General features: G+C 66.8%; 9 protein-coding genes. 5 read left to right on the plus strand and 4 right to left on the minus strand.

The genetic code is table 11. The annotated features are described in order from the left end of the window. Nucleotides 1-23: 23 nt before the first annotated feature. Nucleotides 24-617, minus strand: coding sequence for an SMI1/KNR4 family protein (locus tag GOC52_RS05115; RefSeq protein ID WP_019337089.1), 594 nt, complete (start codon nucleotides 615-617; stop codon nucleotides 24-26). Nucleotides 618-750: 133 nt separating this feature from the next. Here GOC52_RS05115 and GOC52_RS05120 point away from each other — a divergent pair, with 133 nt between their 5' ends. Beyond that, nucleotides 751-1536, plus strand: a complete 786-nt coding sequence (locus GOC52_RS05120) for a dienelactone hydrolase family protein (RefSeq protein WP_191850799.1) — start codon at nucleotides 751-753, stop codon at nucleotides 1534-1536. A gap of 148 nt (nucleotides 1537-1684) precedes the next feature. On the opposite strand, the gene GOC52_RS05125 is transcribed toward GOC52_RS05120, so the two are convergent. Further along, nucleotides 1685-2683 carry a polyprenyl synthetase family protein gene (locus tag GOC52_RS05125; protein WP_010483521.1) on the minus strand — a complete coding sequence of 333 codons (999 nt, stop codon included), beginning with the start codon at nucleotides 2681-2683 and terminating at the stop codon, nucleotides 1685-1687. 215 nt (nucleotides 2684-2898) lie between these two features. Between GOC52_RS05125 and GOC52_RS05130 the strand changes: the two genes are divergently transcribed. Further along, nucleotides 2899-4512 carry an alpha-glucosidase family protein gene (locus GOC52_RS05130; RefSeq protein WP_010483519.1) on the plus strand — a complete coding sequence of 538 codons (1614 nt, stop codon included), beginning with the start codon at nucleotides 2899-2901 and terminating at the stop codon, nucleotides 4510-4512. A 183-nt stretch (nucleotides 4513-4695) separates the two neighbouring features. On the opposite strand, the gene GOC52_RS05135 is transcribed toward GOC52_RS05130, so the two are convergent. Both GOC52_RS05135 and GOC52_RS05140 read right to left on the minus strand, forming a co-directional pair. After that, the gene (locus GOC52_RS05135) at nucleotides 4696-7464 is read right to left on the minus strand and encodes a TonB-dependent receptor (protein ID WP_185744931.1); all 2769 of its coding nucleotides are present in this window, start codon (nucleotides 7462-7464) and stop codon (nucleotides 4696-4698) included. Between the two features lie 277 nt (nucleotides 7465-7741). Continuing rightward, on the minus strand, nucleotides 7742-9796 hold the full coding sequence (locus GOC52_RS05140; protein WP_191850801.1) for a glycoside hydrolase family 97 protein: 2055 nt from the start codon (nucleotides 9794-9796) through the stop codon (nucleotides 7742-7744). A gap of 237 nt (nucleotides 9797-10033) precedes the next feature. Here GOC52_RS05140 and GOC52_RS05145 point away from each other — a divergent pair, with 237 nt between their 5' ends. The 3 genes from GOC52_RS05145 to GOC52_RS05155 are packed head-to-tail and all read left to right on the plus strand — an operon-like array spanning nucleotide 10034 to nucleotide 15422. Beyond that, entirely contained in the window at nucleotides 10034-12226 is a 2193-nt protein-coding gene (locus GOC52_RS05145) for a glucosidase family protein (protein ID WP_191850803.1), read from the plus strand. Further along, on the plus strand, nucleotides 12223-13710 hold the full coding sequence (locus tag GOC52_RS05150) for an MFS transporter (protein ID WP_191850805.1): 1488 nt from the start codon (nucleotides 12223-12225) through the stop codon (nucleotides 13708-13710). The genes GOC52_RS05145 and GOC52_RS05150 overlap by 4 nt, the downstream gene beginning before the upstream one ends. Next, nucleotides 13710-15422: an alpha-amylase family glycosyl hydrolase gene (locus tag GOC52_RS05155; protein ID WP_191850807.1), complete on the plus strand. Its 1713-nt coding sequence runs from the start codon at nucleotides 13710-13712 to the stop codon at nucleotides 15420-15422. Before GOC52_RS05150 ends, GOC52_RS05155 begins: the two co-directional genes overlap by 1 nt. Nucleotides 15423-15457 lie beyond the last annotated feature (35 nt).

Below are 15457 nucleotides of genomic sequence, written 5' to 3' on the forward strand. Positions count from 1 at the left end.
ATTCATCCACCCATGGCGTGGATCTACTGGTCTTCGTCGATGAACGCGTAATCGCCATCGATCAGCTGCTGCAGGTACGCATCGAAGCTCGGTGCGATCACCGCGTAGCTGTCCGGATCGTGCAGGTAGCGCACCACCTGGCCGACGGTGCCGCCCGGTGCCGGATCGAAATCCAGATACAGCATCGAGGTGCCACCGTTGTTCATGCAGTGCGAGAAACACAGCCGGCGGCTCATCGGCAGATCCGCATCGATGCCCTCGCCGAGAATCTCCGGTTCGTCATCCAGCCACTCTTCGTAGATGGAACGGATGCTGTCGTCCCACCGCTGCTGGTCCTCGAAGATCTGCGCGACCGATCGCAGGTAGTACGGATAGCCGCCGTCCTCGACATCCGAGCCGAGCATCAGCACGCAGACCTTGCCCGCGGGGTACTCCCGGTAGTGGGTGCCATCCACGCGCGACAGCAGCTCCACCAGGCTGCCCGGCACCTGCGGCCACTGCACACGCAGGCGCTGCAGGTCTTCGGCGCTGGCGCCCTGGACATGTGCCCACTGCGGGGCATCCTCGGCAGGCAAACGCGGGATCAGGCCAGACAGAAAGCGATCAACAAGATTCATGCGAAAAAAGGCGACGGAGGGGATTAAGTCGTATCCAACCACACCTGCGTCACGCCGCCAATGCAGAATGCGACGCGGGAGGGGCGATTACGGCTTAATCCCCTCCGTCCCCTTTTTCTTGCGGAGCAGGCGCATGAATCGTTGGCGATGCGGTGTGGCGATGATCCTGGGGCTGGCGGCGATGCCGGCGTGGGCGGCGATGAAGACGCAGCCGGTGGAATGGAAACACCAGGGCACGACCTTCAGTGGCGTGCTGGTCTATGACGACGGCGAGCATGACAAGCGCCCTGGCCTGGTGATGGTGCCGAACTGGAAGGGCGTGAACGAATCGGCCATCGAGAAGGCCAAGCAGCTGGCCGGTGACGACTACGTGGTGCTGGTGGCCGATGTCTACGGCAAGGGTGTGCGGCCGAAGACCGATGCCGAGGCCGGGCCGGTGGCGACCAAGCTGCGCAACGACCGGCCGTTGCTGCGTGCCCGCGCGCTGGAGGCGGTGAACGTGCTCAAGGCGCAGGCCGGCAACGTGCCGCTGGATGCCAGCCGGATCGGCGCGGTGGGCTTCTGTTTTGGCGGCACCACGGTGCTGGAGCTGGCCCGGGCCGGTGCGCCGCTGGCCGGTGTGGTGAGCCTCCACGGTGGATTGGGCTCGCCGTTGCCGGCGCAGGCCGGTGGCAGCCATCCGTCGGTGCTGGTGCTCAATGGCGCCGACGACAAGAGCGTGACCGCCGAGGACATCGCCGGTTTCCAGAAGGAAATGAACGCGGCCAAGGTCGATTGGGAGTTCACCAACTACAGTGGTGCGGTGCACTGCTTTGCCGAGCGCGATGCCAACAGTCCGCCGGGCTGCCAGTACAACGAACGGGCGGCCAAACGCGCATGGAAGGCGCTGGATGAGTTCTTCGAGGAGCGGTTCCGGTAAACAAAGGCGTGCCGACCAAGGTTGGCACCCACCGATGTTCCAGTGCCGACCAAGGTTGGCACCCACCGATGTTCCAGTGCCGACCAATGGTCGGCATCCACCCACAGCCACGGTAGGTGCCGACCGTTGGTCGGCACACCTCAACCGATCAATGCGAGCGCTGCACCGCGTAGCGGGCCAGGCCGCGCAGGGCGGCGACCGCGTCGTTGTCGCCCAGGCCATCGAGCGCGCGCTCGGCGGCTTCGGCGTATTCCTCCGCACGCGCGCGGCTGTACTCCAGGCCGCCGGTGGCGCGGATCGCGGCCAGCACTTCCGGCATCGCCGAGGCATCGCCGTCCTGCACGATGGTGCGCAGGCGCTCACGGGTGGCGTCGTCGGAATGGGCCATCGCGTGGATCAGCGGCAGCGTCGCCTTGCCTTCGGCCAGATCATCGCCCAGGTTCTTGCCCAGCTCGTCGGCGTTGGCCGAGTAGTCCAGCACGTCGTCGGCGATCTGGAACGCGTAGCCCAGGTGCATGCCGTAGTCGAACAGGGCCTGTTGCTTGGCTTCGTCCACGCCACTGGCCAGCGCGCCCAGGCGGGTGCCGGCGGCGAACAGCACCGCGGTCTTGCGCTCGATCACGCGGAGGTACGCGGCTTCGTCGGTATCGGGGTTGTGCACGTGCAGCAGCTGCAACACCTCACCCTCAGCGATGCGGTTGGTGGCATCGGCCAGGATCTGCATCACCGACATGCGCTCCAGTTCGACCATCAGCTGGAAGCTGCGCGAGTACAGGAAGTCGCCGACCAGCACGCTCGGTGCATTGCCCCAGAGCGCGTTGGCGGTGCTGCGGCCACGGCGCAGGCTGGATTCGTCCACCACGTCGTCGTGCAGCAGGGTGGAGGTGTGGATGAACTCGATGATTGCCGCCAGCTGGTGGTGATCCGGGCCGGCCTGGCCGACCGCATGGCCGGCCAGCATGACCAGCATCGGGCGCAGGCGCTTGCCGCCGGCGGAAATGATGTGATCGGCGATCTGGTTGATCAGCACGACGTCCGAGGACAGCCGGCGCCGGATCAGGGCGTCGACGGCGGCCATGTCGGCCGCAGCAAGCGACTGGATCTGGGGCAGGCCCAGGGCGGGACGGGTGTCTTCGGTGATGGTCATGCGATCAGGCTTTCAGGCTCGCCGTTGATTATAGGCGTTGCCCGTGAACTCCGGGCGCAAACCGGACTGGCACGCCGCTGCGGCGCGGTCACGCCAGCGGCCAGCGTGAATACGTATGCAGGCTGCGCCATGCCCCGGAGGCCACCGCTAAGCTTGCCGGAACAGGATTTCGGCCCGCTTCCGGTGGGCCCTGCATGCCCGGAGGGGGGCTGTCGATGTCGCACTATCCATGGTGGCGCGGAGCCGTCATCTACCAGATCTACCCGCGCAGCTACCTCGATGCCAACGGCGACGGGGTGGGTGACCTGCCGGGCATCATCGAGCGGCTGGACCACATCGCCGCGCTGGGCGTGGACGCGATCTGGATTTCGCCGTTCTTCAAGTCCCCCATGGCCGACTTCGGCTACGACATCGCCGACTACCGCGACGTCGACCCGCTGTTCGGCAGCCTGGACGACTTCGACCGGCTGCTGGCCAAGGCCCACGGCCTGGGCCTGAAGGTGATGATCGACCAGGTGCTGAGCCATACCTCGATCGAGCACGCCTGGTTCCGCGAGAGCCGCCAGGACCGCAGCAATCCGAAGGCGGACTGGTACGTGTGGGCCGACCCGCGCGAGGACGGCACCCCGCCCAACAACTGGCTGTCGCTGTTCGGCGGCGGCGCCTGGCAGTGGGAGCCGCGCCGTGAGCAGTACTACCTGCACAACTTCCTGGTCGACCAGCCGGACCTGAACTTCCACCACCCGGACGTGCAGCAGGCCACCCTGGACAACGTGCGCTTCTGGCTGGACCGCGGCGTGGACGGCTTCCGCCTGGACGCCATCAATTTCTGCTTCCACGACGCGCAGCTGCGCGACAACCCGCCAAAGCCCGCCGACAAGCGCGTGGGCCGCGGCTTCAGCCCGGACAACCCGTACGCGTACCAGTACCACTACTACAACAACACCCAGCCGGAGAACCTGCCCTTCCTGGAGCGCCTGCGCGCGCTGCTGGACGAGTACCCGGGCGCGGTGAGCCTGGGCGAGATCTCCTCGGAGGACTCGCTGGCCACCACCGCCGAGTACACCCGGGACGGCCGCCTGCACATGGGCTACAGCTTCGAGCTGCTGGTGGACGACTACAGCGCGGCCTACATCCGCGACACGGTCTCCCGCCTGGAAGCAGCGATGACCGAAGGCTGGCCATGCTGGGCGGTTTCGAATCACGACGTGGAGCGGGCGGTCAGCCGTTGGGGCGGGCACCCGGCCGACCCGCGGCTGGCGCGGATGCTGGTGGCGCTGCTGTGCTCGCTGCGCGGCTCGGTGTGCCTGTACCAGGGCGAGGAGCTGGGCCTGGCCGAGGCCGAGGTGCCGTTCGAGGCCCTGCAGGACCCCTACGGCATCACCTTCTGGCCGAACTTCAAGGGCCGTGATGGCTGCCGCACGCCGATGCCGTGGACCGATGCGCCGCTGGCCGGTTTCACTTCCGGCCAGCCGTGGCTGCCGATCCCGGCCGAGCACCGCGCCGCGGCCGTGGCGGTGCAGGAGCGCGACCCGGACTCGGTCCTGGCCGCGTTCCGGGGGTTCCTGGCCTGGCGGCATAGCCAGCCGGCGCTCCTGCATGGCAGCATCCGGTTCATCGAAAGCGCCGAGCCAGTGCTGCTGTTCGAGCGTATGCTTGCAGATGAAACCCTCCTGCTGGCCTTCAACCTGTCGGCCGAGGCGGTGAGCCATCCGCTGCCGCCGGGCAACTGGCAGCAGGTGACGGTACCGGGCCCGGATGCGGGCACGGTGCAGGGCAATGAACTCCAGCTGCCGCCGCGCGCGGTGTATTGCGCCCGACGCAGCTGACCGTTTTCTCCGGTGGCGGTACTTGCGGGGACGGGGCCGAAGCGCCCCGTCCCTTTTTTGTGGGTGGGCCTGGCCGACCAACGGCCGGCATCCGCGCAGAAGAAAACCCGCTGCCTGCGCAGCGGGTTTCCGGTCCTGCTCCCCATGTGTTGCCGGCCAGCGGCCGGCACTACCCGGTCGTGATCAGAACTTGTAGTTCACGCCCAGCATGTAGGTGCGGCCCCACTCGATGTACTCCAGCGGGCGGTCCTTGCTGCCGGCATAGGTGCGGTACGGTTCGTTGGTCAGGTTGCTGCCCTGCAGCAGCAGGGTCAGCCCGCGCAGGCTGCTGCTGTCGCTGAAGGTGTAGCTGACCTGTGCATCGGTCACGTTCTCGCCTACCACGTAACGCAGCGTGCGGTTGCCGTTGAAGTTGCCGATCTCACCAATGAAGTCCGAGCGGCGGCGCTGGCTCACGCGTGCTTCAAAGCCACTGCGCTCGTAGTAGGCGGTGAAGTTGTAGACACGCTTGGACAAGCCGGGAAGGCTGATCGGGTCACTGCCCACGCTGGAGGCGCTTTCCGGATCCAGGATGGTGATGTCGCTCTTGTTGAAGGTCGCGCTGGCCTGCACGCCGAAGCCACGCAGGCTGTCGGTCAGCATCTCCAGCGGGAACGACCCGGTCAGTTCCAGCCCCTTCAACGTGCCGCCCTTGCCGTTCTGCGGCGTGGAGAAGGTGCCGGTGGTCAGCACCGGTGCGGTCATGCCCGGTGGCGGCACGTAGTTGCCCAGCAGGCCGCTGAAGTCGTAGTTGTCCACCGACTGCGTGTAGACGTAGCTTTTCAGGTCCTTGTAGAAGATCGCCGCTGCGACGTAGGCCTTCTCGCCGAAGTACTTCTCATAGGACAGATCCAGCGCGGTCGCGCGCCACGGATCCAGCAGCGGATTGCCGCCGCTGCCACCGGGGCGACCGTTGTTGGTATCCACACCGAATTCCAGGCCGGCACGCATCTGGTCCACGCGCGGGCGCGCGACCTGCTTGGCGGCGGCGAAGCGCAGCGTCTGCTGGTGCGGGAACATGAACACCAGGTTCAAGCTCGGCAGCCAATCCTTGTAGGTCTTGCCGGCAGAGAAGGGCTGGATGTTGCTGCCCACCGGCTGCGAGCTGTCCCAGTAGCGCGAATCCGAGCTCTGGTCGGTGTGCTGCATCTGCACGCCGATATTGCCGCGCACGCCGACCACGCCGATGTCGGTGTTGATGTTCAGGCGTGCCCACGCGGTGGTGATCTTCTCCTCGACCGTCCACGACTTGGGAATCAGGTAGTCCAGGTTGTCGACCGGGTTGAAGGTCATGTAGCGGCCCACTGCTGCCGGCACGTTCCACGACGGGATGTAGCCGATGCCGGCGAAGCCGAGGTTGACCGGGCGGTACTGCAGGTCCGGGGCGATGGTGGATTCGCCTTGGGCGCCGAGCAGGATGTTGCCTTCGGCCTGGGCCTTCTGCTTGCGACGGTCGGCATAGTTCACGCCCACGTCCACATCCGAGAACCAGCTGGACATGGCTTCGGGAACCGGCAGCGTCGCCGCCAGCTTTGCGCCCTTCAAACGGTCTTCGACCTCCGGCACCTTGCCGTAGCCGGAACCATAGATCGTATTGGTCAGGAACAGGCTGTCCGGATTGGAATAGTCACGCCCCGGCGTGATCTGCGAGAAGCTGTTGTTGTTCACCACCAGGCCGATCGTGTCGAACTGCGGGCGCGGCACCAGCTGCAGGTTGTTTTCCAGGTTGATCTCGCGGCGGGTCGCCTTCGAGTAGTTCAGGTCGGCGACCAGCTTCACGCCGCCGACGTTGAACTCGTTGTTCCAGCCGAACGCGTCGATCTTGTCCTTGCGCTTGTTGTACATGCCGCGGACCAGCGGGTACGCATTGCTGATCGTGCCACCGGTGAAGCTGCCATCGGCATTGCGGCCGACATTGCTGAACACCGGCAGGATCGCGTTGGGATTGTTGCTGTCCTCGCCATTGCCACTGAGGCTCAGCTCGAACTGGTTGGCGGTGTCGATCTGCTCGGCTTCGGTGTGGAATGCGTCGAAGGTGCTGGTCCAGCTGTTGCTCGGGCGGAACTGGATCGTCGCCATCACGCCGTCGCGCTTGTTGTTGCCGGTACGGCGCAGTGCCTTGATGCCATCGGTGAAGTAGGTGCCTGGCGCGATTCCGCGACGCTCGCCCTTGTCGGTGTGCTCGGTGGTCCAGGGCTCGTAGAGGCCGACCTGGTTCTCCTGGATCGGCATGTCGCTGTGCGCGTAACCGATGGCGATGCCCAGGGTGTTGTCGAAGAACTGGTCGATGTAGCTGGCACTGAAACGATTGCCGTACGGATCGATGTTGGCGGCGCGGCCCAGGGAGCTCTTCTGGTAGCGGCCGCTGACCGCGATCACGCGCTCGCCGAAGCTGAGCGGGCGTGCGGTCTGCATGTCGATGGTGCCCGACAGGCCCTGGCCGACCAGGGCCGCGTCCGGGGTCTTGTAGACGGTCACGCCGTTGACCAACTCGGACGGGTACTGGTCGAACTCGACACCGCGGTTGTCGCCGGTGCTGACCACTTCACGGCCATTGAGCAGGGTGGTGGCGAAGTCGGGTGACAGGCCGCGCACGCTGATCACCTGCGCACGGCCGGCAACGCGCTGGGCGGCCAGGCCGGGCAGGCGCGAAATGGACTCGGCGATGCTGACGTCGGGCAGCTTGCCGATGTCTTCGGCGGAAATCGCCTCGACCACCGAGGTGGCGTCCTGCTTGATTGCGATCGCGTTTTCGATGCCGCGGCGGATGCCGGTGACCTGCACCGTATCCAGGTTGGTGGCGGCGGTGGCGGCCGGCGTGGTGGTGCTCTGCGTGGACTGTGCCGACGCCAGCGTCGGCGCCAGGACAACGGCCAGCGCGATGCTCAGCGCGCTGCGCTTGTGGTTCAACATTTTCCCCTCCCAGGCAATGTTGCAGATCGATTCGTGAACGTCCCGGAGTGACCGTGGACGTGCGACGCGGTGGCCGCTGTCGTCGCCGCTATGGTAGGCAGCGCGTTCTTCGCGGGAATCACCCTGCATACGTATTCAATGCCGTTTGCAGGGGTGTAATCGCTTTCAGGTGCATCGTTCTGTAGAGCCGAGCCCATGCTCGGCTGCGTTCCGGTGCTGCGCACCGCCGCCCGAGCGTGGTCTCGGGCGCTACAGCGGCGCGCAGGCAGGAAGACGTTCAACGGATAGGCGTGAAGCGAATGGCCTGCCCACCGCCCGGTGCCAGTACCAGCGTCACTGCATCGGCACTGGTCACCTCGCGGGTTTCGCGTGCGAACGCGAACGGGTTGCTGCGGAAATCAGCGCCCTCGCCATCGCGGTAGATCTCGGCGCGATAGCGCACGCCGGGTTCCAGGAAGCCCAGCGACACCGGCAGCACGCGGCCGTGTTCATCGGTGATGCTGCCGAGGAACCAGTCGCGGCTGTTGCGGTCGCGGCGCACGATCGTCACGTAGTCGCCCACCTCGCCATCGAGCACGCGGCTCTGCTCCCAGTCCACCGCCACGTCTTCGATGAAGCGGAACGCCTCGCGATGCTGCAGGTAGTGCTCGGGCAGGTCGGCGGCCATCTGGATCGGGCTGTACAGCACCACGTACAGGGCCAGCTGGCGCGCCAGCGTGCTGGGAATGGCCTGGCCGTGGCGGCCCTTCAGGCTGAGGATGCCGGGGGTGTAATCCATCGGCCCGGCCAGCATCCGGGTGAACACCAGGTTGACCTCGTGCTCCGGCGGGTTCGGCGGCTGGCCCCAGGCGTTGTACTCCATGCCGCGTGCGCCTTCGCGCGAGATCCAATTGGGGTAGGTGCGGCGCAGGCCGGTGTCCTTGATCGGCTCATGCGGGTTCACCGACAGGTGCCGGCGCGCGGCCTCCTGCACCACCTTCAGGTGATGGCGGGCCATGAACTGCCCGTCGTGCCACTCGCGCCAGAGCGAGCCGCCAGCCGGATTTCGCCGGTCGACCTGGCCATCGTCGCAGACGTAGCCGGTCTTGAACTGGTCCACCCCCAGCCGTGCGTACAGGTCCAGCGCGGCGCCCAACTGATCCTGGTAGTGCTCGATGGCACAGCCGGTTTCGTGGTGGCCGATCAGGTGCACGCCCTTTTTCAGGCCATACGCCGACAGCGCTTCGATATCGAAATCGGGCGTGGCGCGGGTGAAATCAAAGTTGTAGCCATTACCCACCCACATGCCGTCCCAGCCCGGATTCCAGCCTTCCACCAGCACGCCGCGGAAGCCGTGCGCAGCAGCGAAGTCGATCACCTTCTTCGTCTTGGCGGTGGTGGCCGCATGCTTCGGCCCGGTCGCCCAGCTCTCGTTGTCCAGGTGCATCGACCACCACACCCCGAGGTACTTGGCGGGCTTCACCCAGCTCACGTCGCCCAGCGCATTGGGTTCGTTGAGGTTGAGGATCAGGTCCGATTCGATCAGGCCACCCGCGCGGTCAGCAACCTGCAGCGTGCGCCAGGGTGTGGCGAAGGGGAGGGCACGGCGCACCTTCCAGCCTTCGGCCGAGGGCGAGAGCTGCGCGCGCAGGCGCTGGCCCTCGGTGCGGCGCAGCCACATGCCGGCGTAGTCCACCAGCGCAGCCTCGTGGATCGCCACGTGCAGGCCATCGCGGCTGCGCAGGGTCATCGGCGTATGCACCTGCGGCACTTCGCGCAGCGGGGTACGCTGGTACAGGTACTCGTAATGGATCGGTTCGCCGGCGGGAATCCACCAGGCGGTCGATTCGGGCGCGATGGCGAACTCGGTCAGCTCGTCATCGATGATCGCCTCGCGCAGGTTCGGTTGCTCAGGGAACACATAGCGGAAGCCGAGGCCGTCGTCGTAGACGCGGAACACCACATCCAGCCGTCGCTTGCTGCCGGTGGTTTCGGCCAGCTGCACGGTCAGCTCGTTGAAGTGGTTGCGGGTGAGCCGGCGCTCGCCCCACGGCTGCTCCCAACTGTCGTCGACGCTGCGCCGCTGCTGGCCGAGCAGGGCGAAATCGCGGTCCAGGCGGCCATCGCGCAGGGCGAAGCCGAGCTTCGAATCCTCCACCACGGGCTCGCCGAAACGCTCGACGCGGTAGCGGGCGGTCCCGCCGTCCAGCACCAGGCTGACCTTCAGCACCTTGCCGGGTGATTCGACGCTGGCGACCTGTGGCGCGGCCTGTGCCAGCGTGGCCACTCCCAACAGGGCCAGGCCGAACAGGTGCGCGAACAGCGCGCGTACAACCGTGTGTGGCATCGGCATTTCCCCTCCCAAGGCGCCGTTGGCAGACCCGGACCATAAGCCAGCGCAGCAGGCGCGCTACCGCGTGGCGCCATGAATACGTATGCAGCTGGACGCAGCCGACAGCCCCGCGTCTACCATGGGGCCAAGGCACCTTGAGGGAGGGGCCGCGCCCGCCCGCCGGCAACGACGGTGCGGACCTACAACGCGTGCAGAGAGGGAGGGAGGCCGACGGGCGCAAGCCGGTCCGCCGCTTCGATGCTGAAGATCATTTGCCTGACCGCTGCCCTGGGGGCAGCGCTGGGATCGACCGCGCAGGCGGCCGACCTGCAATTCGACGGCCGCCATGCGCGTGCCGAAGCCGCTGCCAACGGCAGCTTCGTACTGCATGCGCCGAAAGGTGAGGTGCGTATCGCGCCCATGCCGATGCGCAGCCAGACCGGTAGCGTGATGTTCGACGCGTTGTTCGCGCTGGCCCAGCAGGAGATGGACCAGGACCGTGTGGACGCGATTCGCGATCCCGCGTTCGACGAAGGCCGGCCGGTGCCGTGCGAGTGCTTCCAGACCGGCGCGCGCTGGCCCTATGTGTGGACCCGCGATGTCAGCTTCGCCGCCGATCTGGCGTTGGCGCGGCTGGACCCGCAGCGCACCCGGCAGTCGCTGCAGTTCAAGCTGTCGGCGGCGCGCGACGGGCACACGCCCGGCCTGTTCGTGGCGCAGGACACCGGGTCCGGCGGCAGCTGGCCGATCAGCAGCGACCGCGTGGTGTGGTTCCTGGCCGCGCGCCACCTGCTGGATGATCCGGCGTTTGCCGATCAGGTCTGGCAGGCGCTGCAGGGCACGCTGGCACAGGACCGCGCGATGGTGTTCGACGCGCAGGTGGGCCTGTACCGCGGCGAGACCTCGTTCCTGGACTGGCGCGAGCAGACCTATCCGGACTGGACCCGCGAGGACGTGCGCTTCATCGGTGATTCCTACGCGCTGTCCACCAACGTGCTGCACTACCAGGCGCTGCGCCTGGCCGAACGCCTGGCCGGCAAGCGCGGCGATGCCCGCGCGGACGAGTACAAGGCGTGGGCCGATGCGTTGGCGCAGCAGGTCGATGCGCGCTTCTGGCGGGAGGACATGGGCCAGTACATGAGCTACATCGGCGAAGCGGCGCACCCGGTGCCGTACGCCAAGGTCGATCTGCTGGGCCTGTCGCTGGGTATCCTGGCCGACGTGCTGCCGACCGGGCGTGCGCGCCGTGCGCTGGCGGCGTACCCGATCGGGCCGGCCGGCAGTCCGGTGGTCTGGCCGCAGGAAGGGCAGCAGCCGATCTATCACAACCGCGCCATCTGGCCGTTCGTCAGCGCCTATTCGCTGCGCGCGGCGCGCCAGCTGGATGATGTCCCGCGCATTGCCGCCGAGATCCGTTCGCTGATGCGCGGCGCCGCGCTGGCCGGTTCCAACATGGAAAACTACGAGCTTGTCAGCCAGGCCGTGCATGTGGACGAAGGCGCGCTGAGCGGGCCGGTGGTCAATTCCGAGCGCCAGCTGTGGTCGGTGGCCGGCTATCTGGCCATGGTCACCGAAGGCGTGTTCGGCGTGCAGGACGATGGCCGCGTGCAGCCCAAGCTGCCGGCCGTGCTGGTGCCAGAACTGTTCGGCACGCATCCCCGTATCACGTTGGAAGCCAACGGCAAGCGCTATGTGCTGGAGCGCCCGCAGAACGTGGGCGATGGCCTGCTGGTGGCCGGCAGAACCACCACGCGTGGCAGCACCACGACGGTGCAGCTGGTCGCCGCCCCGGCAGCAACCGGTTTCGCTGCCACGACTGCGGATGCCAACGCGCGTGCGCCGGCAACACCGGCGGCGCCGCAGGCCCTGCGCAAGGGCGCGGGCTGGAACGTTGCGGTGGCAGCCGATCAGGTGCTGTGGAAGGACGGCAAGGCGGTCACCGACAGCAACGGCGTGGCGCGCATCAGCGACGATGGCCTGCAGCATTGCCTCAGCCTGACCCGGCGCGAAGGCACGTTGGAATCGCTGCACAGCCCGATGCTCTGCGTCGGTCCGCAGCAGGTGCTGAAGGGCGAGGATCGCTGGCAGTTCACCTCGGCCAAGGCCGGGCAGGTGCGCCTGCGCCTGCAGTACCGCAACCCGAACGGGCCGATCAACACCGGCGTCACGGCTGCGGTCAAGCAGCTGGCACTGCAGTGCCCGGGCCAGCCATTGCAGCGGCATACGGTTGCGATGCCGCACAGCGTGGCCGTGCAGGACTCGACCTCGGCAACGTTCGCTGTGCCCAAGGGGCCGTGCACGGTCGCGCTTGAAGAAGGCTTCAACATGAGCGCGCTGCAGCATTTCGCGCACTACACCGGCGGAAAGGGCGGGCGCGACGGCGTGCTCAACCAGGCGCAGGTGCAAGCGTTGAAGGTGACGCAGGTGGCGGCGGAAGAGGACGCACGATGAATCGTCCCGCCAAGCCACAACTGTCGTTCTGGCAGATCTGGAACATGTGTTTCGGCTTCCTCGGCATCCAGTTCGGATTCGCCCTGCAGAACGCCAACGCCAGCCGCATCTTCGAGACGCTGGGCGCGGACATCGACGCGGTACCTGGATTGTGGATCGCCGCGCCGCTGACCGGCCTGCTGGTGCAGCCGGTGATCGGTTACCTGTCCGACCGCACCTGGACCCGCTGGGGGCGCCGTCGTCCATACTTCATGATCGGTGCGGTGCTGACCACGCTGGCCCTGCTGGTCATGCCGAATTCGCCGACGCTGTGGATCGCCGCCGGTACGCTGTGGGTGCTGGATGCCTCGATCAACGTATCGATGGAGCCGTTCCGCGCCTTCGTCGGCGACCAGCTGGCGCCACGCCAGCGCCCCACCGGCTATGCCATGCAGAGCTTCTTCATCGGCGTGGGCGCCATCGTCGCCAGCTTCCTGCCGTTCATCCTGGCCCACTTCGGCGTCGCCAATACGGCCGCCGCAGGTGAAGTGCCGGACACCGTGCGCTATGCGTTCTACTTCGGCGCGGTGGTGCTGCTGGCGGCGATCACCTGGACGGTGGTCAGCACCCGCGAATATTCACCGGCGGAGCTGGCCGGGTTCGATGATGCCGAGCCGCCGGCACATCACGCAGCGGCGACGATCAGCGGTCCGGCGCCCTGGGCGCAGGTGGCCGTATGGCTGGGGCTGGGCGTGCTGCTGGCGCTGCTGATCGCGTGGCGGCAGGGCGACCGGATGCTTTACGTGCTGGCCGGCCTGTGTGCCGGCTACGGCCTGCTGCTGGCCGTGGCCCGCGCGCTGCCTGGCACGCATATGCTGGCCGCCATCGTGGGCGACCTGCGGGCGATGCCGGTCACGATGCGGCGGCTGGCCTGGGTGCAGTTCTTCTCGTGGTTCGCGCTGTTCGCAATGTGGATCTACACCACTGCGGCGGTGGCCGGTGTCCACTTCGGTTCGGACGACCCGAAGACGGCGGCCTACAACGAAGGCGCCAACTGGGTGGGCGTACTGTTTGGCGCCTATAACGGTTTCGCCGCGTTGGCGGCGGTGCTGATTCCACTCATGGTGCGTGCGATCGGCCTGCGCTGGAGCCACCTGCTCAACCTGTGGCTGGGCGGTGCCGGGCTGGTCTCGCTGATGTTCATCCGCGACCCGCACTGGCTGCTGCTGTCGATGGTCGGCGTCGGCTTCGCCTGGGCGTCCATTCTTTCGCTGCCTTATGCACTGCTGTCCGACAGCGTGCCGGCGTCGAAGATGGGTGTGTACATGGGCATCTTCAATTTCTTCATCGTGATCCCGCAGCTGGTCGCGGCCAGCGCGCTCGGCTTCGCCCTGCGTACGTTGCTGGGTGGCCAGCCGATGCATGTACTGGTGCTGGGCGGCTGCAGCCTGTTCGTCGCCGGTCTGTGCGTGCTGTGGGTTCCGTCCCGTCCGGAGGTGGTGTGATGCGTGCTGCGTTGGCTGTTGCTGTTTCCCTGGTGCTGGCCGGCCACGCGGCGGCCGCGCCGCGCCCGGACTATGTGGGCACCACCGAGCCGTTCGCCAGCGATGCGGTGTACTTCGTGGTCACCGACCGCTTCGTCAACGGTGACCCGTCCAACGACCATCGTGACCAGGGTGGCAAGCACCGCACCTTCGATATTCCGGTGCCGTGCCCGGACAAGGTGGACGGCAATATCGGCTACCTCGGCGGTGACTTCCGTGGCGTGCTCGACAATGCGCAGTACATCCGCAACCTGGGTTTCGGCGCGGTGTGGATCACGCCGATCGTGGATAACCCCGACGAAGCTTTCACCGGCAGCAAGCCGATCAGCTGCACCAGCACGCTGACCGACCGCGGCAAGACCGGCTACCACGGGTACTGGGGCATCAACTTCTACAAACTCGATGAGCACCTGCCCAGCAGGGACCTGGACTTCGCCGGACTGACCAAGGGCCTGCACGGTGCTGGCTTGAAGGTCGTACTGGATATCGTGGGCAACCACGGCTCGCCGGCCTGGACCATGCCGACGCGGCAGCCGCAGTTCGGCCAGATCTTCGACAAGGACGGAACGCTGATTGCCGACCACCAGAACCTGCCGCCGCAGAAGCTGGATCCGAAGCACAACCCGCTGCACGCGTTCTACAACAACATCGGTCCGGTCGACGGCAAGGACGGTTCGATCTTCGACGGCAATCTGGCCGAGCTGTCCGACTTCAACCAGGACAATCCGGCGGTGATGGACTACCTGGTCGGCGCCTACCTGCAGTGGGCCGCGCAGGGCGTGGACGCGTTGCGCATCGACACCATCGGCTGGCTGCCGCACCCGTGGTGGCATGAATTCGTCAAGCGCATCCGCGCCGAGCATCCGGGCATGTTCATGTTTGGCGAAGCCTTCGACTACAACGCGGCGACCATTGCCGAGCACACCTGGCCGGCCAACGCCAATGTCAGCGTGCTCGATTTCCCGCTGCGCGGTGCACTGGAACAGACCTTCGGCACCGCCGGCAAGGGCTTTGAAACGCTGGCCGAGCCGCTGCACCTGAGCGGTGGTCCGTACGCCAACCCGTACGAGCTGATGAGCTTCTACGACAACCACGACATGCCGCGGCTGCAGGCCAACGACAGCGGCTTCATCGATGCGCACAACTGGCTGTTCACCGCGCGCGGCATTCCGGTGGTCTATTACGGCTCGGAGATCGGTTTCATGCGTGGCCGCGCCGAGCATGCCGGCAACCGCGCCTACTTCGGCCAGCCACGTGTGGATGCTGCGCCGAAGAGCCCCATCTACGCGCCGCTGCAGCGCATCGCCAAGCTGCGTGAAGCCACCCCGGCGCTGCAGCGCGGCCTGCAGGTGAACGAGCGCCTGCAGGGTGATGAGGCGGTGTTCTTCCGTGTGCTGCAGCAGGGCGAGGTGGCGCAGACCGCGCTGGTGCTGCTGAACAAGGGCGACCGCGCCAGGACGTTCACCGTGGCGCGTTACGTCCAGGCTGGCCGCTGGCGTGATGCGCTGGACGGCGGTTCGTTGCAGGTGGATGCCTCCCTGGAGGCCGAAGTACCCGCGCATGGCGTGAAGGTGTACGTGCTGGATGCCGCCGTGCAGCAGCCTGCGCTGCAGGCCGAGCTGGACAAGGCGATGGCCGACCAGCAGGCTCGGGACCAGCGTCTGGGACGGTGAGGGCGCCGCCGGGCATGGCCCGGCGCTACCGCTCT

Origin of the sequence: Stenotrophomonas sp. SXG-1 (assembly GCF_014083965.1) — a bacterium.
Taxonomy (GTDB): domain Bacteria; phylum Pseudomonadota; class Gammaproteobacteria; order Xanthomonadales; family Xanthomonadaceae; genus Stenotrophomonas; species Stenotrophomonas geniculata.

Excerpts from the sequence above, each read along its gene's own strand:
- GOC52_RS05115 (WP_019337089.1), bottom strand. The coding sequence starts at position 617 with ATGAATCTTGTTGATCGCTTTCTGTCTGGCCTGATCCCGCGTTTGCCT.
- GOC52_RS05120 (WP_191850799.1), top strand. The coding sequence starts at position 751 with ATGAATCGTTGGCGATGCGGTGTGGCGATGATCCTGGGGCTGGCGGCG.
- GOC52_RS05125 (WP_010483521.1), bottom strand. The coding sequence starts at position 2,683 with ATGACCATCACCGAAGACACCCGTCCCGCCCTGGGCCTGCCCCAGATC.
- GOC52_RS05130 (WP_010483519.1), top strand. The coding sequence starts at position 2,899 with ATGTCGCACTATCCATGGTGGCGCGGAGCCGTCATCTACCAGATCTAC.
- GOC52_RS05135 (WP_185744931.1), bottom strand. The coding sequence starts at position 7,464 with ATGTTGAACCACAAGCGCAGCGCGCTGAGCATCGCGCTGGCCGTTGTC.
- GOC52_RS05140 (WP_191850801.1), bottom strand. The coding sequence starts at position 9,796 with ATGCCGATGCCACACACGGTTGTACGCGCGCTGTTCGCGCACCTGTTC.
- GOC52_RS05145 (WP_191850803.1), top strand. The coding sequence starts at position 10,034 with ATGCTGAAGATCATTTGCCTGACCGCTGCCCTGGGGGCAGCGCTGGGA.
- GOC52_RS05150 (WP_191850805.1), top strand. The coding sequence starts at position 12,223 with ATGAATCGTCCCGCCAAGCCACAACTGTCGTTCTGGCAGATCTGGAAC.
- GOC52_RS05155 (WP_191850807.1), top strand. The coding sequence starts at position 13,710 with ATGCGTGCTGCGTTGGCTGTTGCTGTTTCCCTGGTGCTGGCCGGCCAC.